The organism is Synechococcus sp. 60AY4M2, from assembly GCF_002760375.1.
GTDB lineage: Bacteria > Cyanobacteriota > Cyanobacteriia > Thermostichales > Thermostichaceae > Thermostichus.
In genome coordinates this window covers 2,348,029-2,365,698 of record NZ_AUMZ01000001.1, presented here as the reverse complement: position 1 = coordinate 2,365,698, position 17,670 = coordinate 2,348,029, and the positions used below count along the sequence as shown (strand labels likewise).

At 59.8% G+C, this 17,670-nt stretch carries 15 protein-coding genes and 1 pseudogene; 8 read left to right on the top strand and 8 right to left on the bottom strand.

Annotated elements, in window-relative coordinates; all coding sequences use genetic code 11:
• The coding region (tnpA, locus tag SYN60AY4M2_RS10380; protein WP_143597321.1) for an IS200/IS605 family transposase at positions 1-249 on the top strand (249 nt) is incomplete at its 5' end.
• Between the two features lie 27 nt (positions 250-276).
• Here the strand turns inward: tnpA and SYN60AY4M2_RS10375 are convergent.
• Both SYN60AY4M2_RS10375 and SYN60AY4M2_RS10370 read right to left on the bottom strand, forming a co-directional pair.
• Positions 277-1,263, bottom strand: a complete 987-nt coding sequence (locus SYN60AY4M2_RS10375; RefSeq protein WP_099812857.1) for a 2-dehydropantoate 2-reductase — start codon at positions 1,261-1,263, stop codon at positions 277-279.
• Positions 1,264-1,285: 22 nt separating this feature from the next.
• Positions 1,286-1,393: a PetM family cytochrome b6-f complex subunit 7 gene (locus SYN60AY4M2_RS10370; RefSeq protein ID WP_011431156.1), complete on the bottom strand. Its 108-nt coding sequence runs from the start codon at positions 1,391-1,393 to the stop codon at positions 1,286-1,288.
• A 493-nt stretch (positions 1,394-1,886) separates the two neighbouring features.
• On the opposite strand from SYN60AY4M2_RS10370, the gene psbD reads away from it, so the two are divergent.
• The 3 genes from psbD to cobW all read left to right on the top strand — a co-directional run bounded on the left by psbD (position 1,887) and on the right by cobW (position 5,699).
• Complete coding sequence (psbD, locus tag SYN60AY4M2_RS10365) at positions 1,887-2,945, top strand: photosystem II D2 protein (photosystem q(a) protein) (RefSeq protein WP_011431157.1); 1,059 nt, start codon at positions 1,887-1,889, stop codon at positions 2,943-2,945.
• A gap of 175 nt (positions 2,946-3,120) precedes the next feature.
• Entirely contained in the window at positions 3,121-4,509 is a 1,389-nt protein-coding gene (gene psbC / locus SYN60AY4M2_RS10360; protein WP_206336877.1) for a photosystem II reaction center protein CP43, read from the top strand.
• 131 nt (positions 4,510-4,640) lie between these two features.
• Positions 4,641-5,699 (top strand): cobalamin biosynthesis protein CobW, encoded by a 1,059-nt coding sequence (cobW, locus tag SYN60AY4M2_RS10355; RefSeq protein WP_011431159.1) that lies wholly within the window; start codon positions 4,641-4,643, stop codon positions 5,697-5,699.
• A gap of 61 nt (positions 5,700-5,760) precedes the next feature.
• On the opposite strand, the gene SYN60AY4M2_RS10350 is transcribed toward cobW, so the two are convergent.
• Entirely contained in the window at positions 5,761-6,741 is a 981-nt protein-coding gene (locus tag SYN60AY4M2_RS10350) for an NAD(P)-dependent oxidoreductase (protein WP_041438538.1), read from the bottom strand.
• Between the two features lie 198 nt (positions 6,742-6,939).
• On the opposite strand from SYN60AY4M2_RS10350, the gene SYN60AY4M2_RS10345 reads away from it, so the two are divergent.
• Complete coding sequence (locus SYN60AY4M2_RS10345) at positions 6,940-7,965, top strand: ABC transporter permease (RefSeq protein WP_011431161.1); 1,026 nt, start codon at positions 6,940-6,942, stop codon at positions 7,963-7,965.
• Between the two features lie 76 nt (positions 7,966-8,041).
• Complete coding sequence (locus tag SYN60AY4M2_RS10340; RefSeq protein ID WP_143596979.1) at positions 8,042-10,159, top strand: NERD domain-containing protein; 2,118 nt, start codon at positions 8,042-8,044, stop codon at positions 10,157-10,159.
• 4 nt (positions 10,160-10,163) lie between these two features.
• On the opposite strand, the gene SYN60AY4M2_RS10335 is transcribed toward SYN60AY4M2_RS10340, so the two are convergent.
• From SYN60AY4M2_RS10335 to hmpF, 5 genes are all read right to left on the bottom strand, one after another.
• Positions 10,164-10,904 carry a hypothetical protein gene (locus tag SYN60AY4M2_RS10335; protein ID WP_011431163.1) on the bottom strand — a complete coding sequence of 247 codons (741 nt, stop codon included), beginning with the start codon at positions 10,902-10,904 and terminating at the stop codon, positions 10,164-10,166.
• 124 nt (positions 10,905-11,028) lie between these two features.
• A complete protein-coding gene (gene fabD / locus SYN60AY4M2_RS10330; protein ID WP_011431164.1) occupies positions 11,029-11,898 on the bottom strand; it encodes an ACP S-malonyltransferase in 870 nt (289 codons plus the stop codon).
• Between the two features lie 19 nt (positions 11,899-11,917).
• Positions 11,918-12,925 (bottom strand): beta-ketoacyl-ACP synthase III, encoded by a 1,008-nt coding sequence (locus SYN60AY4M2_RS10325; RefSeq protein ID WP_011431165.1) that lies wholly within the window; start codon positions 12,923-12,925, stop codon positions 11,918-11,920.
• Positions 12,926-12,930: 5 nt separating this feature from the next.
• Positions 12,931-14,022, bottom strand: a complete 1,092-nt coding sequence (gene plsX, locus SYN60AY4M2_RS10320) for a phosphate acyltransferase PlsX (RefSeq protein WP_011431166.1) — start codon at positions 14,020-14,022, stop codon at positions 12,931-12,933.
• Positions 14,023-14,504: 482 nt separating this feature from the next.
• Positions 14,505-16,238 (bottom strand): pilus motility taxis protein HmpF, encoded by a 1,734-nt coding sequence (hmpF, locus tag SYN60AY4M2_RS10315; protein ID WP_099812856.1) that lies wholly within the window; start codon positions 16,236-16,238, stop codon positions 14,505-14,507.
• A gap of 263 nt (positions 16,239-16,501) precedes the next feature.
• On the opposite strand from hmpF, the gene trpC reads away from it, so the two are divergent.
• Both trpC and SYN60AY4M2_RS10305 read left to right on the top strand, forming a co-directional pair.
• The gene (trpC, locus tag SYN60AY4M2_RS10310; RefSeq protein ID WP_099812855.1) at positions 16,502-17,422 is read left to right on the top strand and encodes an indole-3-glycerol phosphate synthase TrpC; all 921 of its coding nucleotides are present in this window, start codon (positions 16,502-16,504) and stop codon (positions 17,420-17,422) included.
• A 96-nt stretch (positions 17,423-17,518) separates the two neighbouring features.
• A pseudogene (locus SYN60AY4M2_RS10305) lies at positions 17,519-17,670 on the top strand (RNA-guided endonuclease TnpB family protein); the annotation flags it as partial.

Genomic DNA, 17,670 nt, shown 5'->3' with positions numbered 1-17,670 from the left:
TTCAACGGTGAGGCGGATCATGTGCATCTGTTGGTGAGTTTTCCGCCGGATGTTCAGGTCTCGAAGCTGGTGAACAACCTGAAAACAGTCTCCAGCCGGTTGATTCGCAAAGAGTTCGCCACAGAGGTGGCACGGTTCTACAGCAAGCCTGTATTTTGGGCAGGGGCCTATTTTGTTGCCTCTTGTGGTGGGGTCACTGTTGAGGAGTTGAAGAAGTATGTCGAGCAGCAGGCAACGCCCAGATTGTGAGACTCAGGGGCATTGAACCCCTTCGTCTCACCGCCTATCCCCCATCCCGCCAAGCTGCGCTGTGGCGGGAGTACCCCGGAGGTTCTGATGGGGAGTCGGGATCCCCGCCCAACGCCCCAGCTCCGTGATGGCGCCGACAATGCTCTCGATCTCCGTCGGTTGCCCCCGCTCGATATCCTGCAGCATCGAGGTGCGATGGGAGCCCACACGGGCTGCATCCTTCAGCCGCTCTTCCAAAGAGACCGGCAGCCGGATCCCAAATGCTTGGGCCACCGCCTCGGTTTCCTGCATCGCCGACCGAACCAAAGCATGGGTGGGCGGGTACTGGGCAATTGCGTCTTGGGCCGCGCGGGTAAGGGCGCTGATGGGATTGAAGGCGGCGTTCCCCCAAAGTTTTTGCCAGATCTCGACCCGAATTTGGGAGGTGAGGGCCACAGAAAGCTGCCCCTGCTCAAAGATGGCCGCCAGAGAGCGCAGCCGCTCCGACAACGACCCATCCGGCTCTCCCAGAATGTAGCGCCCGCCACCGGTATGCAAAACTACCCCCGGCTCTGCCAACTGCACGGCGATGTACACCACACAGCCGATCACCCGCTCGACTGGCAGATGCGCGGCGATCACCCCGCCCGGATCCACCGAAGTCAAGGAGCGCCCCTCAAACTCGCCGCCATGCCGGTAAAAGTACCACCGGGGGATACCATTCTGGACAACCACAACGGGGCTATCCGGGCCACACAGGGATCCCAATTGCGGGGCAAGCAGGGGCAAGCTGTGGGCCTTGACAGCAACGATCACCACATCTTGCCGCCCCAGCTCAGCCAAGTCGTCGCTGGCCGTCAGCCGCTCTACCCAAGCCACAGGGGGATCCCCCTGCCGGATCAGCTTCAAGCCTTGGCTGCGGATGGCCTGCAGGTGGGATCCCCGCGCCACCACACTGACTGAAAAGCCGGCGCGAGCCAGGCAAACGGCCAAATGCCCCCCGACTGCCCCGGCGCCGACGATGCCGATTTTCATGTTTTACCAAATGAGGAAATCCCTACTCGGCCCCGCCCTGGGTGATGCGCAAGATCCCGTATCCAAGCGCCACACCCACTAGGGTCAGGACGATGGAGAGCCCAGCAATGGTGAAGATCTCACTAGCCATAGATTCCTCTCAGGTGGATTGCCTCGCCCTTCAAGAATATCGGATCTTGTGCCTTCGGCCTTCCCCAGGGTGAGGCAGCCCCTCTAGCTCAATATCTCAGGAGAGAAAAACCGCAAAGATTACAGTCTGTGAAGATCCCAGCCACCTCGGACTTGATGGGAACGAGTCCCCCCCCTCTATAATGAAAGCAATTTACAAGTCTTTACTGGCGTAGGCTAAATTGTAATGCCGACAGCCGTGAAACTTGTTCGGTGGCCCTAGGGCGGCTCGTCGGGATCGCCACAGCTCTGCTGAGGATTCCAAGAGCAGTTCGGAACGCCAGCAAAGCTGCCTGAAGCAGCGGTTGGTCAGTTCTGGCCAGGAATCCGTGCAGGGAAACCAAGGCGACAAGTTCGCAGACTGAGTCTTTATACCTAGGCACCAGTCTTGCTTCAAAGGAGCAAAATTTGTAGTTTCATTAATGTCCTCATCATGTTTTTAAGGAGAGGTTGAGATGACCATCGCAGTAGGGCGCGCGCGCCAGGAGCGAGGATGGTTCGACATCGTCGACGACTGGCTCAAGCGCGACAGATTCGTGTTTATCGGCTGGTCGGGGCTGCTGCTGTTTCCTTGCGCCTATTTGGCCCTGGGCGGCTGGCTGACCGGCACCACGTTTGTAACCTCTTGGTACACCCACGGGTTGGCCAGCTCCTACCTGGAGGGGTGCAACTTTTTGACGGTGGCCGTGTCCACCCCCGCCGACAGCATGGGGCACAGCCTGCTGCTGCTGTGGGGCCCGGAAGCCCAGGGGGACTTTACCCGCTGGTGCCAGATTGGCGGGCTGTGGACCTTTGTGGCCTTCCATGGGGCGCTGGGCCTGATTGGCTTTATGCTGCGGCAGTTTGAGATTGCCCGGCTGGTGGGGGTGCGGCCCTACAACGCCATTGCCTTCAGCGCGCCGATTGCCGTGTTTGTGAGCGTGTTTTTGATTTACCCGCTGGGGCAGAGCAGTTGGTTTTTTGCGCCCAGCTTTGGGGTGGCGGCGATTTTTCGGTTTTTGCTGTTTTTCCAGGGGTTCCACAACTGGACGCTGAACCCGTTCCACATGATGGGGGTGGCCGGCGTGTTGGGTGGAGCGCTGCTGTGTGCCATCCATGGGGCGACGGTGGAGAACACGCTCTACAAGGATGGGGAAGCGGCGAGCACGTTTCGGGCATTTGAGCCGACGCAGGCGGAAGAGACGTACTCGATGGTGACGGCGAACCGCTACTGGAGCCAGATTTTTGGGATAGCGTTTTCCAACAAGCGGTGGCTGCACTTTTTCATGTTGTTTGTGCCGGTAACGGGATTGTGGATGTCGAGCATTGGTGTGGTGGGGTTGGCGCTGAACCTGCGGGCGTATGACTTTATCAGTCAGGAGACGCGGGCGGCGGAAGACCCTGAGTTTGAGACGTTCTACACGAAGAACATTTTGCTCAACGAGGGGATTCGGGCCTGGATGGCGCCGCAGGACCAGCCGCACGAGCGCTTTGAGTTCCCCGAGGAAGTCCTGCCCCGCGGCAACGCGCTCTAAACTGGCGCTGGCTGTCGAACGCTTGAGTTCTCTTGATCCTTTACGTGAGAGCTGAGGCCGAGCGTTCGCCTATTCAAGTCTTGGATTGGATGGGTAGGCGCTCGGCCATTCCTAAGCTCCTTTGCTTTTCACCTCATATCTTTTGCTGTACTGTGACCTTTACTGTTTTCGGAGGCTGGCCTCAGTGACTTCAACGACGTTTGGTTCCGCAGCGATGCAGGATCGCACCCAGGGCGGGTTCGCCTGGTGGGCCGGGAATGCTCGCTTGATCAATCTTTCCGGTCGGCTTTTGGGCGCTCACGTAGCCCACGCCGGCCTGATCGTCTTCTGGGCGGGAGCGATGCTGCTGTTTGAGGTGGCTCACTTCACGCCGGATCGGCCCATGTACGAGCAGGGGCTGATCCTGATGCCCCACGTGGCCACTTTGGGCTGGGGAGTTGGCCCAGGCGGCGAGGTGATCGATACCTACCCCTACTTTGTGATCGGTGTGCTGCACCTGGTCTCCAGCGCGGTGCTGGGTCTGGGAGGCATTTATCACGCCGTGCGCGGCCCGGAAACCCTGGAGCAGTCTTTCCCCTTCTTCGGCTACGACTGGAAAGACAAGAACAAGATGACCACCATCTTGGGGATCCACCTCATCCTGTTGGGGTTGGGGGCTTTCCTGTTGGTGGCCAAGGCCATGTGGTTTGGTGGCGTCTATGACACCTGGGCTCCGGGGGGTGGCGACGTGCGGGTGATCACCAACCCCACGCTCAACCCGGCGGTCATCTTCGGCTACCTGTTCAAGTCTCCCTTTGGCGGCGACGGCTGGATCATCAGCGTGGACAACATGGAGGATGTGATCGGCGGCCACATCTACATCGGCATCATCTGCATTGCCGGTGGGATCTGGCACATCCTCACCAAGCCTTTTGGCTGGGCCCGCCGTGCTCTTATCTGGTCGGGAGAGGCCTATCTCTCCTACAGCTTGGCGGCGGTCTCGCTGATGAGCTTTATTGCCACCTGCTACATCTGGTTCAACAACACCGTTTACCCCAGCGAGTTCTACGGCCCCACCGGCCCGGAAGCCTCGCAAGCCCAAGCCCTCACCTTTATCGTGCGCGACCAGCGCCTGGGGGCGAACATCGGCCAGGCCCAAGGCCCCACCGGTCTGGGTAAGTACCTGATGCGCTCTCCCACGGGCGAGATCATCTTCGGCGGTGAGACGATGCGCTTCTGGGATGTGCGGGCCCCTTGGAAAGAGCCGCTGCTGGGCCCCAATGGCTTGGATCTGGACAAGCTGAAGAACGACATCCAACCCTGGCAGGCCCGCCGTGCGGTAGAGTACATGACCCACGCGCCGCTGGGATCCCTGAACTCGGTGGGGGGTGTGGCTACCGAGATCAACACGGTGAACTTCACCAGCCCGCGCACCTGGCTGGCAGCCCACAACTTCATCTTCGGCTTCCTGTTCTTCGTCGGTCACCTGTGGCATGCTGGTCGCGCGCGCGCCGCTGCTGCCGGCTTTGAGAAGGGGATCAGCCGCGAGAACGAGCCGGTTTACCGGATGAAGCCGATCCGATAAGCCCGGAAGTCTCTCGGAGATCACAACCTTTGGCCCCCGGCAGGGGGCCTTTTTTTGGGGATCCCCCCTGCCGGGATGGACAGAGAGGGAAGCACGGGTAGAGACTGGGAAGGCCGAATGCGCAAATCAAGATGCACAAAGTTCCGGTTACGGTCATCACCGGATTTTTGGGATCCGGCAAGACCACTTTGATCCGTCACCTTTTGCTCAACAACCAGGGCCGCCGCATCGCCGTAGTGGTCAATGAGTTTGGCGAAGTGGGCATCGACGGCGAACTGCTGCGGGATTGCCAACTCTGCGAGGGAGGGGGCTCCATCCCCATTCTGGAGCTGGCCAACGGCTGCCTCTGCTGCACGGTGCAGGAGGAGTTCTTGCCGACCATGGAGGCTCTGCTGCGGCGGCGGGCAGAGCTGGACTGCATCCTGATTGAGACTTCAGGATTGGCCTTGCCCAAGCCGCTGGTGCAGGCTTTCCGCTGGCCCACCATTCGCACCGGCGCCACGGTGGATGCGGTGATTGCAGTGGTGGATGGCCAGGCCCTGGCTTCTGGGCAACTGGTGGGGGATCTGGCGGCGCTGGAGGCGCAGCGTCAGGCCGATGAGAGCCTGGATCACGAGACTCCCATTGAGGAGCTGTTTGAGGATCAGTTGAGCTGCGCTGATTTGGTGCTGCTGAGCAAGGTGGATCAGATCACGCCGAAGGAGCGAACCCAGGTGGAGAGCTGGCTGCGGCAACAATTGCGCCCTGAGGTTCGAGTTCTCCCCTGTGAGCGGGGCCAGGTTGCCCCAGAAGTGCTCTTGGGCTTCCAGGCGGCGGTGGAGGATCAGTTGGAGCGCCGCCCCAGCCACCACGACTTCGAGGAGGAGCACGAGCACGAAGCTTTTGAGTCTTTCTGCCTCAGCCTGGAGGGCAGCTATGAGCCGGGATCCCTAGTTGCCCAACTGCGTCAACTGGCTCAAGAGGAATGCCTCTACCGGGTAAAGGGGTTTGTGGCCGTGCCCCACAAGCCGATGCGCCTGGTGCTGCAGGGGGTGGGATCCCGATTTGAGACCTACTACGACCGCCCCTGGCGCCCGCAAGAGCCGCGGTTGACCCGCCTGGTGTTCATCGGCCAGAGGCTCGACCGGGAGCGCATTGCTGCTCAGCTTCAAGGCTTGGCTCACAGAGAAGCAGTGGCCTCTGCCGGCTGATCCCTGTCGGGATCCCTTACCCCTGGGGAGAGGGGAGTTGCGTGACTCTATCAAAGGTGGCCTAGAGGTAGGCGTCGAGAAGAGAGGCTACGGTAGGGAAGCGGCAGGGCAAGCCCAGCGCTGCTGGGGAGAGGGCCGGATAGACAAAGTGGCGGTGGCGCAGGCAGTACTCATCCCAGGCCGAAAGTCGCACCCGAAGTAGGAAGGCTAGGGTGCGAAATAGGCCGATGGGCAGGGGCAGGCGGAAATAAATCCGTTTTTTAAAATAGGCGCACACCTGCTCTACGCATTCATCCACCGACAAGGGGGGGTTGCCCAACACCCAATCCCCTCCCCCCGGCGGATGGGCCACCCAATGGGCCACCATCTCGGCCACATCGGCAGCGTGGATGAAGTGGAAGCTGGCATCCACCCGCAAAAAGCGGATCAAATCCAGCCAGCGGAGCACCTCCTTGAGGCCGGCGGTGATGTGGGAGTAGGGGTGGTGGGGGCTGCCGCCAAACAGCAGGGTGGGGTAGAGGGTGAGCAGGCGATCTGGCCAGAAGCTGCTTTCCTGCCGTCGCAGCAGCATCGCGTACTTGCTGCGGATGTAGTCGGTGCCGGCCTGGCCGGCGATGGCCAAAGGTTCTAACGCTTGATTCAAAAGGCTGGCAGTGGAAAAGTAGATCACCTGCTGACAGCGCTCCGGATCCAACAAGCTGAGCAACTCCAAGGTGTGGGTGACGTTCACCGCCCAGGTCAGGGTGGGATCCCCCCAAGCCGCCGCCATGTGGATCAACCCATCCATCTGCCGCAGCAGGGCGGCGTGTTCCCGAATGCGCAGGAGATCGCCGGCCACCAGGGTGATGGGGGCAGGCAAACGCTCCGGGGGCAACCGCAGGCGGCTGGGGTTGCGGATAAGAATGTACAGGTGGTAGGCGGGCTGCTCCGGAAACTCGGGATCCCTTTGTTGGGCCAGGCGCTCCAACACATAATGCCCCAGACAGCCGCTAGCGCCGGTAAGAAACAGGTTTCGCAAGAGATCTTCCCAACGGCAACTCATCGAAAAAGCTTCTGACTAGTCTACCGCCTTAGCTTGCGCCTGCCGGATTGGCTTAACCCCCAATTCCCCTAACGGGCAACTGCGCCCTGTTCCAAGCCAGGCAGCAACCTGGAAATTTGGCCGCGAGAATGGCAGCATAGTTCGACAGGGATCCCACTCCCAGGGAGATTTGGACCTCGCTCAACTCGACTTCTGCCTGTGGCCGCAACCTCTTCTCCCCCTGCTGGACGGGTGTTCAGCCTTTGGCCTCCCCTAGCCCTTGTTTTGCAGCGGCTGGTCCAAGCGGTGCCGGTGCTGCTGCTGATCACGGTGCTCAGCTTTTTGCTCCTGCAACTGGCCCCCGGCGATTTTTTGGATCCCTTGCGGGCGGATCCCAGTATCAGCCAGGAGTTTATCGCCCAGGAAGAGGCGCGGCTGGGCTTGGATAAACCCTTGCTTTGGCAGTATTTGACCTGGCTGGGCAATCTGCTGCAGGGGGATTTTGGCGTCAGCTACACCTATCGCGTGCCAGTAGCGCAGCTCATCCTCTCCCGCGCCGGCGCCACCCTGCTGTTGGCAGTGTGCTCCGTTTTGCTGACTTGGATGATCGCCATTCCGCTGGGGATCCTGGGGGCGCTGCAGCAGAACACTCCTCTGGATCGGGCGTTGCAGTTGCTCAGCTACCTGGGGCAGGCCATGCCCAGCTTTGTGCTGGCCATTTTGCTGCTGATCGTGGCCCAAAACGTGGGCTGGCTGCCGGTGGGCGGGATGACCAGTGTTTATTTTGCCGAGCTGGGTTGGGGGGGAAAGCTGCTGGATCTGGGCCGTCACCTGCTCTTGCCCACGCTGGCCCTGAGCATCACCAGCTTTGCCGGGCTGCAGCGGATTACCCGCGGCAACTTCTTGGACGTGCTGCGGCAGGAATACATCCAGGCGGCGCGGGCGCGTGGGATCCCGGAATGGCGGGTGATCTGGCTGCATGCATTGCGCAACGCCGTCAACCCCTTGATCACGATCTTGGGCTTTGAGTTTGCCAATTTGCTCAGCGGCTCTTTTATTGCCGAGTTTTTCTTCAACTGGCCGGGGCTGGGCAAGCTGCTCTTGGAAGCGGTCCAGAGCTTCGACATCAACGTGGTGATGGCCGGGCTTTTGCTGGGGGCCGTGATGCTCATTCTGGGCAATTTGTTGGCCGATCTGCTCTTGATGTGGGTGGATCCCCGGATCCGACCTGAGTCTTTGCTTTAGGGGCTTTGGATCCTTCCCCAAGAGCTCAGGTTTCCTGTTGTACATTGGGTTCAAGTTGGAAAACGAGGGATCCCCCATGCACTTTCAACCCGACGGCGCTCTGGACGACAGCTTACCTGGGGTAGCTGCGGAAGCAGTGGTTTGGAATGCGCTGCGGCAGGCCCTGGGATCCGATCCCGGCTACCTCCTCCATCAGTTCAGTATCTATAACCATCAGGGCCACGTCACGGCCAAGCCCGACATCCTATTGATTCATTTTGAACTGGGCTTTTGGGTTTTCGAGTGTAAGGGCTGCAACCTTTACAATATCGAAGCCATCGACGGCAGCCAGTGGCGCATGCGGGAGTGGCACAGGGAAACCGAGACCCCCTTGGGGCAGGCCGATAACCAAATGTTTCAGATCAAGAATTGGCTGCAGCAAAATCCGGAAACCCGGCCTCTCCAAGCTCGCGTTGCCTGGCAATATCGGCTGGCTTTGCCTCGCATTCGGCGACAAGAATGGCAGGAGCGCTTCAGGGATCCCCCGTTTCTCGGGGCGCTGCTTTTTGCAGATGATTTGGAGCATCCAGAGCAGTTGCGGCAGACTCTGTATGCGGCCAAAAAGGCCAATGGCGCTCCTCTCAACGCCACAGAATGGGAAGTGATCCTCAAAACGTTGGGAATAAAGTTGGGGGATCCCGGCGATGACCCAATATCTTACAGCTACGATCCCCAGGCGGTGATCCGTCGCGTCCAAGAGCAGATCTTTAAGCTTGATGAAGACCAACGCAAAATTGCCACCCAATATCCTGAGGGGCCACAGCGGTTGCGGGGCCTGGCGGGGACAGGCAAAACGGTAGTCTTGACTCGCAGAGCGGCCAAGATCCACGCCGACCACCCCGATTGGGACATTGCGGTAGTTTTTTACACCCGCTCTCTCTATCACCAAATTCGCGAGCAAATCTCAAAGGTCTGTCAGAGCAAGTTTGACCTTGAGCCGGACTGGAAAAAGATCCAGGTGATGCACGCCTGGGGATCCCAAAATCAAACTGGGTTCTATCGATTGCTCGCTAACGAATGTGGCTTAACGCCCAAAAGCTTGGAGCGGGCAAAGGCAGAGCTAAGGGATAAAAATGACTATACAACTGAGCCCTTCGACTACGTCTGCGAAAAGTTAGAAAAAGAAGCCAAGGAAATCCCTCAGCTCTTCGATGTTATTTTGATCGATGAAGGTCAAGATTTGCCCCCTGCCTTTTACCGTTTAGCCTATCGGGCTTTACGGGATCCCAAACGGCTCTATTGGGCCTATGACGAAGCCCAGGGCATTGGCTCGCTGACGGTGCCAGGAATAGCCGAGCTATTCGGGCGCGACGAGACAGGCAAGCCCAAAGTGCAGTTGGGAGGGCGGGCCACTGTGTTGCCCCATTGCTACCGCACTCCGAAGATTATTCTCATGGCTGCCCATGCCATCAACATGGGTCTTTTGCGTGGAGACCAGCCTTTGCAGGGAGTTACTCAAAAAGGGCAGTGGGAAAATTTAGGTTACGAAGTGGTAGAAGGCGATTTTCGTAAGCCTGGATCCACAATTACCCTCACCCGCAAGGCTTGCCATCCCATCGATCAAGAAGACTTTGAGCCCAAGGTGGATCCGCAATCGCTGCTAATCTGGCGCACCTTCCCTTCTGAGGAAGAGGAGCAGAATTGGATTGCCCAACAAATCGAGCGCGACCTGAAGCAGTGGAGTTTTCAGCCGGAGGATCTCCTGGTTACCGGTGTAGGCAGCTTCAAGAAGAGCAGACCTTATTGGGAAAGCCTGAAGGCCAAGCTCAAACAAAGAGGAATTAGAGCTCTCATAGCCGGCGAAGATGCCGGTCAGGATATTTTCCGCTTGCCGGGGCATGTCACCCTAGCGGGGATCTTCCGGGCCAAAGGCAATGAAGCTTGGAAAGTCTACGTTTGCCAGTTTCAAAACGCCACCGAACCGGGGCTCAGTGTGGAAGAGCAACTGCGCCGGCGCAACCAAGCTTTTGTGGCCTTGACACGCACCAAGATCTGGTGTGTCGTGACAGGGATCTCCCCCCAAGACCACCTGGCCCCCGCCTTTCAAGAGCTGCAGCAGGCCAAGGAACAGTACCCCTATCTACGCTTCCCGGCCTTTAATAAGGGATCCCTGCGGCGAATTCATGAAATAGATCCGGACTCGGAAGGCGTCTGATAGGCTACCATCTGCCCTCGAGCGAGCTCAGCTCTGCCATCGCTTTTGCCATGTCGTCCAAGTCGTTTACTCGCTCCTCAATAGCTGCAAGAATTTCGTCGTAGGCGGTGGCAGAAACGGAGCTGAAGCCCAGGGATCCCTTTCCAAACCCAGAGGGGTGGGCGGCAAAGTTGCTGCAGCCTGTTGCTTGGCGAGCTTGATTAAGGCGGGCGATCTCTTGGGCCAAAAGATCCCGTTTGCAGCGGAGTTGGTCAATTTTCGCAACGTACTCTTTCAAAAGTTGTACAAGCTCTTGTTTTTTGGCTTGCAAGTCTTCTATTGAGGCTTTTAGATTCTGCTCTTCTGTACGCAATTGTGAAAGCAATTCTTGCTGAGCTTGGATCTGGGATCCCAACTCAAAATAGGTTTGAGCATCAGTTCCATCGCCGGCTTTCTCTTCCTGCCGAAGGGGTGTCCAATTGGCAAGAGCAGCCCGCAGATCGGCCAGCTCGTTTTGCAGGTGCTGTAAACCTAGCTCTTGCCGGCTTTTGAGGTGCTCCAGAGATTGCTCCAGCAGGTGGATTTTGGCTTTGGACTCACTCCCAGCCAGGGCGGAGGCGAGGTAGCCGGTCATGCCCGTAGCCAAAGCGGCTGCCCCCGACTGCCACAGGGATCCGCCGGATCCCAGGCTGCCGAGGGCCACGGCAAGGCCAGCCAAAGCGGGAAAAGCATTGACCCAAAGCTGGCGAGGGGGAGAAGACGGCATCGTCGGCCCCAGAAACAGGTTTTCATTGATCCTAACTGCTGTTTGGGGAGGTTTCCTCACCCGCAGCCCTTCTCCCTTGAGGAGCTAGCAACGCAACTTGCAGCAACAGGGCTGCCGGGATCCCTTAGCCGATGCTGAGGCTGCTGATGTTGCACCGTCCCAGGGCAGGTGCCGTTCGCCTCACCAAGCCCGTCAGCACATTGCCAGGGCCGATTTCCCACACCTCTCGGATGCCGTCGGCGGCCATCTGCAGCACCGTTTCTCGCCAGCGGACTGGGGCAGTCATCTGAGACAGCAGTGCCTGCTTGAGGACCTGGGGATCTCGGCTAGCGGCAGCCGTGCAATTGCTGTAGACCGGCACTCGCGGAGCCTGAAAGTCAACCTCGCGCAAGGTGTGGGCAAAGGTTTCCGCCGCCGCCTGCATCAAGGGCGAGTGGAAGGCGCCGCTGACTTTGAGGGGAACGGTGCGCTTGGCCTGCAACTGCTCACAGATGGCCTGCACCCCCTCGACCGAGCCGCTGATCACGACCTGATCCGGGCTGTTGTCGTTGGCAATGACCACATCGGGAGTCATCTGGCACAGGTGCTCCAGCTTGTCGCGATCAAACCCAATCAGCGCCGCCATGCTGCCGGGGGGATCCCCTGCAGCTTCCATCAACTGGCCCCGCAGCGCCACCAGCCGCAGGCCAGTCTCAAAATCAAATACCCCCGCGGCGTAGAGGGCGCTATATTCTCCCAAGCTGTGGCCGGCTGTACAGGCGGGAGCCTGACCCTGAGCGTAGAGATAGTCCGTCAGCAGGGCCGATACAGTGAATAAAGCCGGCTGCGTGTAGCCGGTCTGATGGATCTGCTCTTCCGAGAGCGCCAGGGGATCCCATCCCAGCACCTCGCGGGCCACAGCCAACTTGCGGGCCGCCCCTGGCCAATCTTGTAAATCCCTTCCCATGCCCACGACTTGGGATCCCTGACCGGGATAGATCCAGGCAACGCTCATCAGTTCAATACTCTCCAACTCATCTGCCCCAACGAAAGACAATTGCTCCCCAGGTGAGGCCGGCGCCGAAGCCAGCCATCACCCCCAAATCCCCAGGGCCAAACCGCCTTTGGCCAATCCAGTCGGCCAGCGCAATCGGCACCGAGGCGCCGGAGGTGTTGCCGTAGCGCTCCAGAACGCTGGCCACCCGCTGGGGATCCAACTGCAGCCGCTTGGCCACAGCATCGAGGATGCGCTGGTTGGCCTGGTGGATGAAGTAGCCTTGCACGGCTGCTGCGGCAATCCCAGCTCGAAAGAGAGCCTTCTCGATAATCTCCGGCACCGCTTGGACGGCGAACTTGTACACCTCACGGCCGTTCATGGCGATGGGGCAGCAGCGGTATTGACCCACCTGCAGGGATCCCACCAGGGGCCTGGCCTCGGTGGCCATGGCCAGGCTGAGCAGCTCGCTGCCACTGCCATCGCTGCGCAGCTCGATGCTGAGGATGCCGCCGTCCCCCTCTCTTGCGGCTTCCAGCACCACCGCCCCTGCCCCGTCCCCAAATAGGACACAGGTGGTGCGATCTGTCCAGTCCACTGTGCGAGAGAGTACGTCCGCCGCCACCACCAGCGCCCGCCGGTACAGCCCGGTTTGCAGAAACTGGGCCGCCGTGGCCACAGCAAACACAAACCCTGTACAGGCTGCCGTCAGGTCAAAAGCCACCGCCCGTGTCGCCCCCAGCGCTGCTTGCACCCGCGGAGCGGAGCCGAAGCGATCGACGCCGGTGGAGGTGGCCAGGAGGATTAGATCCAGCTCCTGGGGCGGGATGCCGGCCTGCGCCAGGGCAGCCTTTGCCGCTTGCGCCGCCAAATCCACCAGGCTGAGGTCGGGGGGCAGGATGCGCCGTTGGCGAATACCGGTGCGGGGCCAGATCCACTCGTCGGAAGTCTCCACGATCTGGCTGAGGTCGTCGTTGCTCAGGCAGGGAGTCGGCAGGGCAGCCCCCACCCCCACCAGCCGCACGCTCGGGAGGCCATTGCTGGGCATGAACGCTATCCTTCCACCCGATCCAGGGATCCTACCGGCAGGGCTTCTGGACTGGGGTTAGAGGCTGAGGCCAGAGGAGGAGCATTCTCTCCGGCATTGACTTTGGATGGGTGAGAGTCGGCCATTTCCGCTTGCAGCCGCTGTAGGATCTTCTGCTCCGCCGCCTCTTTGGCCAGGCGAATGGCATGGTAGACCATCGCCGCCTTGGAGCTGCCGTGGGTAATGACGCAGATGCCGTTCACCCCCAGCAACAAAGCGCCGCCGTATTCCACATAGTCCATGCGCCGCTTCACCTGCTTCAGATTGGGCTGCAGCAGCCAGCAGCCCAGCTTGCCACGCCAGCCGCGGGGCAACTCCTCCCGCAGCACCTGGGTGATCACCTGGCCGACGCTCTCGGCAAACTTGAGCAGGGCGTTGCCCACAAAGCCGTCGCACACCACCACATCAAAGTCCCCCGTCAGCACGTCTCGCCCCTCGGCGTTGCCGGCAAAGTGAATCCCCGGCAACTGGGTCAGGCGCTGATGGGTGGCCAGGGCCAGGTCGTTGCCCTTGTTGGGCTCCTCGCCAATGTTGAGCAGGCCCACCCGCGGCTTCTCAATCCCCAGCACGCACTGGCAGTAGAGGGATCCCATGCGGGCAAATTGTTCCAAGAAGCGGGGCCGGCAGTCCACGTTGGCTCCCACATCCAAAAGCAAGACCGGCTTGCCCTTCAAAGTGGGCAAAAGAGCACCGATGGCCGGGCGGTCGATCCCCGCCAATCGGCCCAAGTTGAGGTAGGCAGCGGCCATCGTAGCCCCAGTGTTGCCGGCAGCCACCACTGCATCTGCCTGCTTGGCGCGCACCTGTTGCATGGAGACGTTGATAGAGGCTTGCGGCTTCCTGCGCACCGCCAGGGGCTCTTCCGCCATGCCCACTACCTCCTCAGCGGGCACGACGGTGATCCCAGGAGGCAGGGGCCGGGGCAAGAAAGGCTCAAGCGCGTCTGGACGGCCGACCAGCGCAATCCCCACCTGAAGATAGCGATGGGCCAGCAGGGCGCCCTTGATGATCTCTTCGGGAGCGTAGTCACCTCCCATCGCATCAACTGCAATTCGCACGAGCTGACCTCACACTGGAACACTCCTGACAGATAAAATGCGGAGATCTCCGCTGCTCCTCTGCCTCGAGAAGTTGGGATCCCGCTATCTACAAGGCGCTACCGAATTTTACCAGATTTGCTCTCTTTGGTTGAGGCCGTCAAGCCCTTGACACTCCCAGCGCCTGAAGGCAGGGGATTCTTACGCAGCCCAAAATGGACTGGCGAAGGCGCTGTCAAGACGCCCCTAGATAGTCTTTTGAGGCATAACCTCAAAGTTCTGCTTACTTCGGAGGACTTCAGTTCCTCCAGGTTAGTCATTGCCGCGCGGGTTTGGCACCGCAGTAGGTTGTTTTCCTGGAGAAGCTCTAAAGAAGCAACTAAAGTGGCTCAAGGGCTTTTCCGCCCCGTCCTCAAGTACGGGGCTACCAAGCTATCCTTTTGTGTCAAAAGGAATGTGTGGGCACTGCCTGCCTGCTTGGGAAGACGACAGGACACAGCTCCTTACCGCTGGGTGAGGGCGGCCAGGAGCGATTGCACCTGCTGGACATGGGCGCTGGCCGTGGAGCCCCTTTCTTGATATTGAGCCAGCTCTGCCTCCAACTGAGCCAGTTGTTCCGCTAACTCCGCCCACCGATCCCGCTCTGGATAGAGGGTGGCCTGCAGGTGATTCAGGCGACCCCAGGTTTCTGCCATGGCCTGGGCGCGCGCCCGCAGGGATCCCTCCTCTTGCTGCAACTGTTGCCACTGCTGCTGCAATTCCTGCTGCTGGCGGGCCAGTTGCTCTTGTTGAAAGGGCAGAGAGGATTCCAGTTGGTGGACGAGGGTTTGCAGGCGGCTTTTTTCTTGGAGAAGCTCCTGCTTCTGGCTGCCGATCTGCTCCAGGATCGGCCCGATATCGACCTGAACTGGGGCGGCAGCCTGATTTTGAAGCTGCCTAAGGCGGGCTTCCTGGCGGGCCAGCTCCTCGTATTCCCGTTGCAGGTTTTTCTCCTGAGGCAGCAGGGCTTCCTCTAGGGCGCTGCAGGCAGACTGGGCGTAGTCGATATCCATCTCGATGTCGAACCGCTCCTCCGGAGAGGCGGTGGCCAGCCGCTCTTGCAGCTCCCGCAGGGTTTGCCGGTTTTGCTCCAGCTCGGCCCGCTGTTGGCTGACCTGGGCCGCCCGCTGCTCGTAATCTCGGCGCAGTTGGCTCACCAAGGCCGCCAGCTCCTCGACCGAGATCGCAGACCCTGAGGCACCTGACCCGCCGTTGCTGCTGCCATCGACGATGAAGTCGTACTCCTGCACCAGACGAGAGGCTTTCTGGTATAGGCTCTCTTGAGATTGCAGCTGCTGGAGAATCCTCTGCAGGTGCTCTTGATGGGCTCGCAGGGATCCCTGTCGAGTTTGCCACTCTGCTTGGCTTTGCTCCAGGGATTGTCGGGATCCCCACCAAGCGGTGTGGCGTTCTTGCCAAGCGCGGTAGTCTCGATCCAGCTCGTCTTGCCGGGCCTGGGCCTGCTGACGTTCTGCTTCCAGTTGGGCAATCTGTTGATTCAAGTGCTCCTGCTGCTGCTGAATGTGGCTTTTCAAGCTTTGCAGAAGCGCCAAGGGATCTCCAGCCGGATGCAGACTCTCCTGGAGCTGTTGCATCAAAGCCTGTAGCTGCGCTGCTTCTGCCTCCCCCAAGCGGCTGGAGCGAGCTTCTTGCAACTGGGCTTCCAACTCTTGCCGCTGCCGATTCAGAGCTTCCCGCTGCTCTCCGATCAGGCGCTGTTGTTCAGCCAAGTAAGCTTGCTGGGCTGCCAGTTCCTCTTTGAGGCTGTCCAGAAGTTTGCGATCTTCCTCCACACTCTTGTATTGCTCATACAGCCGCTGCACCTCTTCTTCTTGAGCTGCTAGCTCCATCTCGCGGCGGGTAAGCTCATGCGCCTGAAAGGTGAGGGACTGTTTCCAAACCTCGATCTCCTCCTCCTGGCTGCGGGCTCTGAGCTGAAGTTGGCTGAAGTTTTGCAGATAGGTCACCAGTTGGCGAGCGGCTTCGCTGATGCGGGCGACCTGACGGTTGCCGGAGATTTCCGCCAGCACCAATGACCCATCCTTGAAGCGCCCAGCCTCCTGGGCGATGCGGCCTTCCAAAGTAATGGATTCTTCGTTCACGGCCACCCAGGTATTGTCCTGCTGCTGCTTGGCCAGCAATTGCAGAGACGACTTGGCAAATCCAATCGGCTTGGATAGCTCTGCTAGGTACAGCACGCCTGAACTCCTCTAAAACAGCATGGACAGCACCAGCCTTGACCTCACCGAGCCACTGCCCCTGGCCGGGGAAAAATGAACGGCCGCCAGAACATGGCTCGCCGAGGCGCATAAAGACTACACCACCTTTCTAGACTCAACCATAGGGTAAAAAAAACGCCTTCGCCAGATGAGTTTTGGGGATGCCTGGGGTAGCTATTCAAACCGGTGGCGGAGCACTAAGGTAGTCTAGGGTGTGGTGTAGGGTTCTGCTCAGGGTTTGTATGGAGCTGCAAGGTGAGCCGCTTTCTGTTCGTCGGCGTTCTCCTGCCCCGCCGGTGGTCGTAGCCTCTCAGGTGTACCAGACAACAGCGCCGGAAGCCAAACCGCGCCACATTTTGGAAGCGATCGTCTGGCATAAAGAGCAGGAGGTGGAGCGGCAACGGGAGCAGCTTCCCCTCAAGGAATTGCAACGGCAACTGGATCAGGCTCCGCCGGTGCGGGATTTTGTGGCGGCCCTCACCCAGTCGCCTCACCCTATCTCTGTGATTGCCGAGGTCAAAAAAGCCTCTCCCAGCCGCGGCATCCTCCGGGATCCCTTTGACCCGGTAGCCATTGCCCAGAGCTATGAAGCCGGTGGGGCCAGTTGCCTCTCGGTGCTCACAGATGAGCGGTTCTTTCAGGGCAGCGGCGAGTATCTGCGCCGGATCCGTCAGGCAGTAGGGATCCCCATCCTCTGCAAGGAGTTCATTCTCTACCCCTACCAAATCCTCTGGGCCCGCAGCCTGGGGGCAGATGCGGTGCTGCTGATTGCCGCCATTCTCTCCGATGCGGATTTGGGCTATTTTCTCAAGCTGGTTCGGCAATTGGGCATGGCAGCTCTGCTGGAGGTGCACACTTCCCAAGAGTTGCAGCGGGTGTTGCGTTTGCCCCAACTGCAAGAGTCCAGAGGGCAGGTGCTCATTGGCATCAACAATCGGGATCTGAGAACCTTTGCGGTGGACTTGAACACAACGCGCGACCTGTTGGCCGCCCACTCGGATCTCCTCGGCGAGCTGCCCATTGTCAGCGAGTCCGGCATCCATACCCCTGCCGATCTGCAGCAGTTGCGGGCCTGGGGGGTGCGCTCTGTGCTGGTGGGGGAAGCGCTGGTGAGACAGCCGGATCCCGGCCAAGCTGTGCGCCACCTGTTGTCATCTCAGTGACCTGTTGTCATCTCAGCTAGAAATCGCAGGAGCCCCGCACTGTACCCGTAGGGTCAGTGCCGGGAGGAATGCGCTTTGATGAAGTACAATGAACTTATGAGCCAAGTCCTGACCGTCTCCTGTAAGCTCAAGGCGTCCCAGTCGCAAGCCGCCAAATTGGACGCGACGAGGGATGCCTTTGTGCAGGCACTGAACTGGGTCAACCAGAACACGCCGGAGAAGATCGTCAACGCGGTCAAACTGCAATC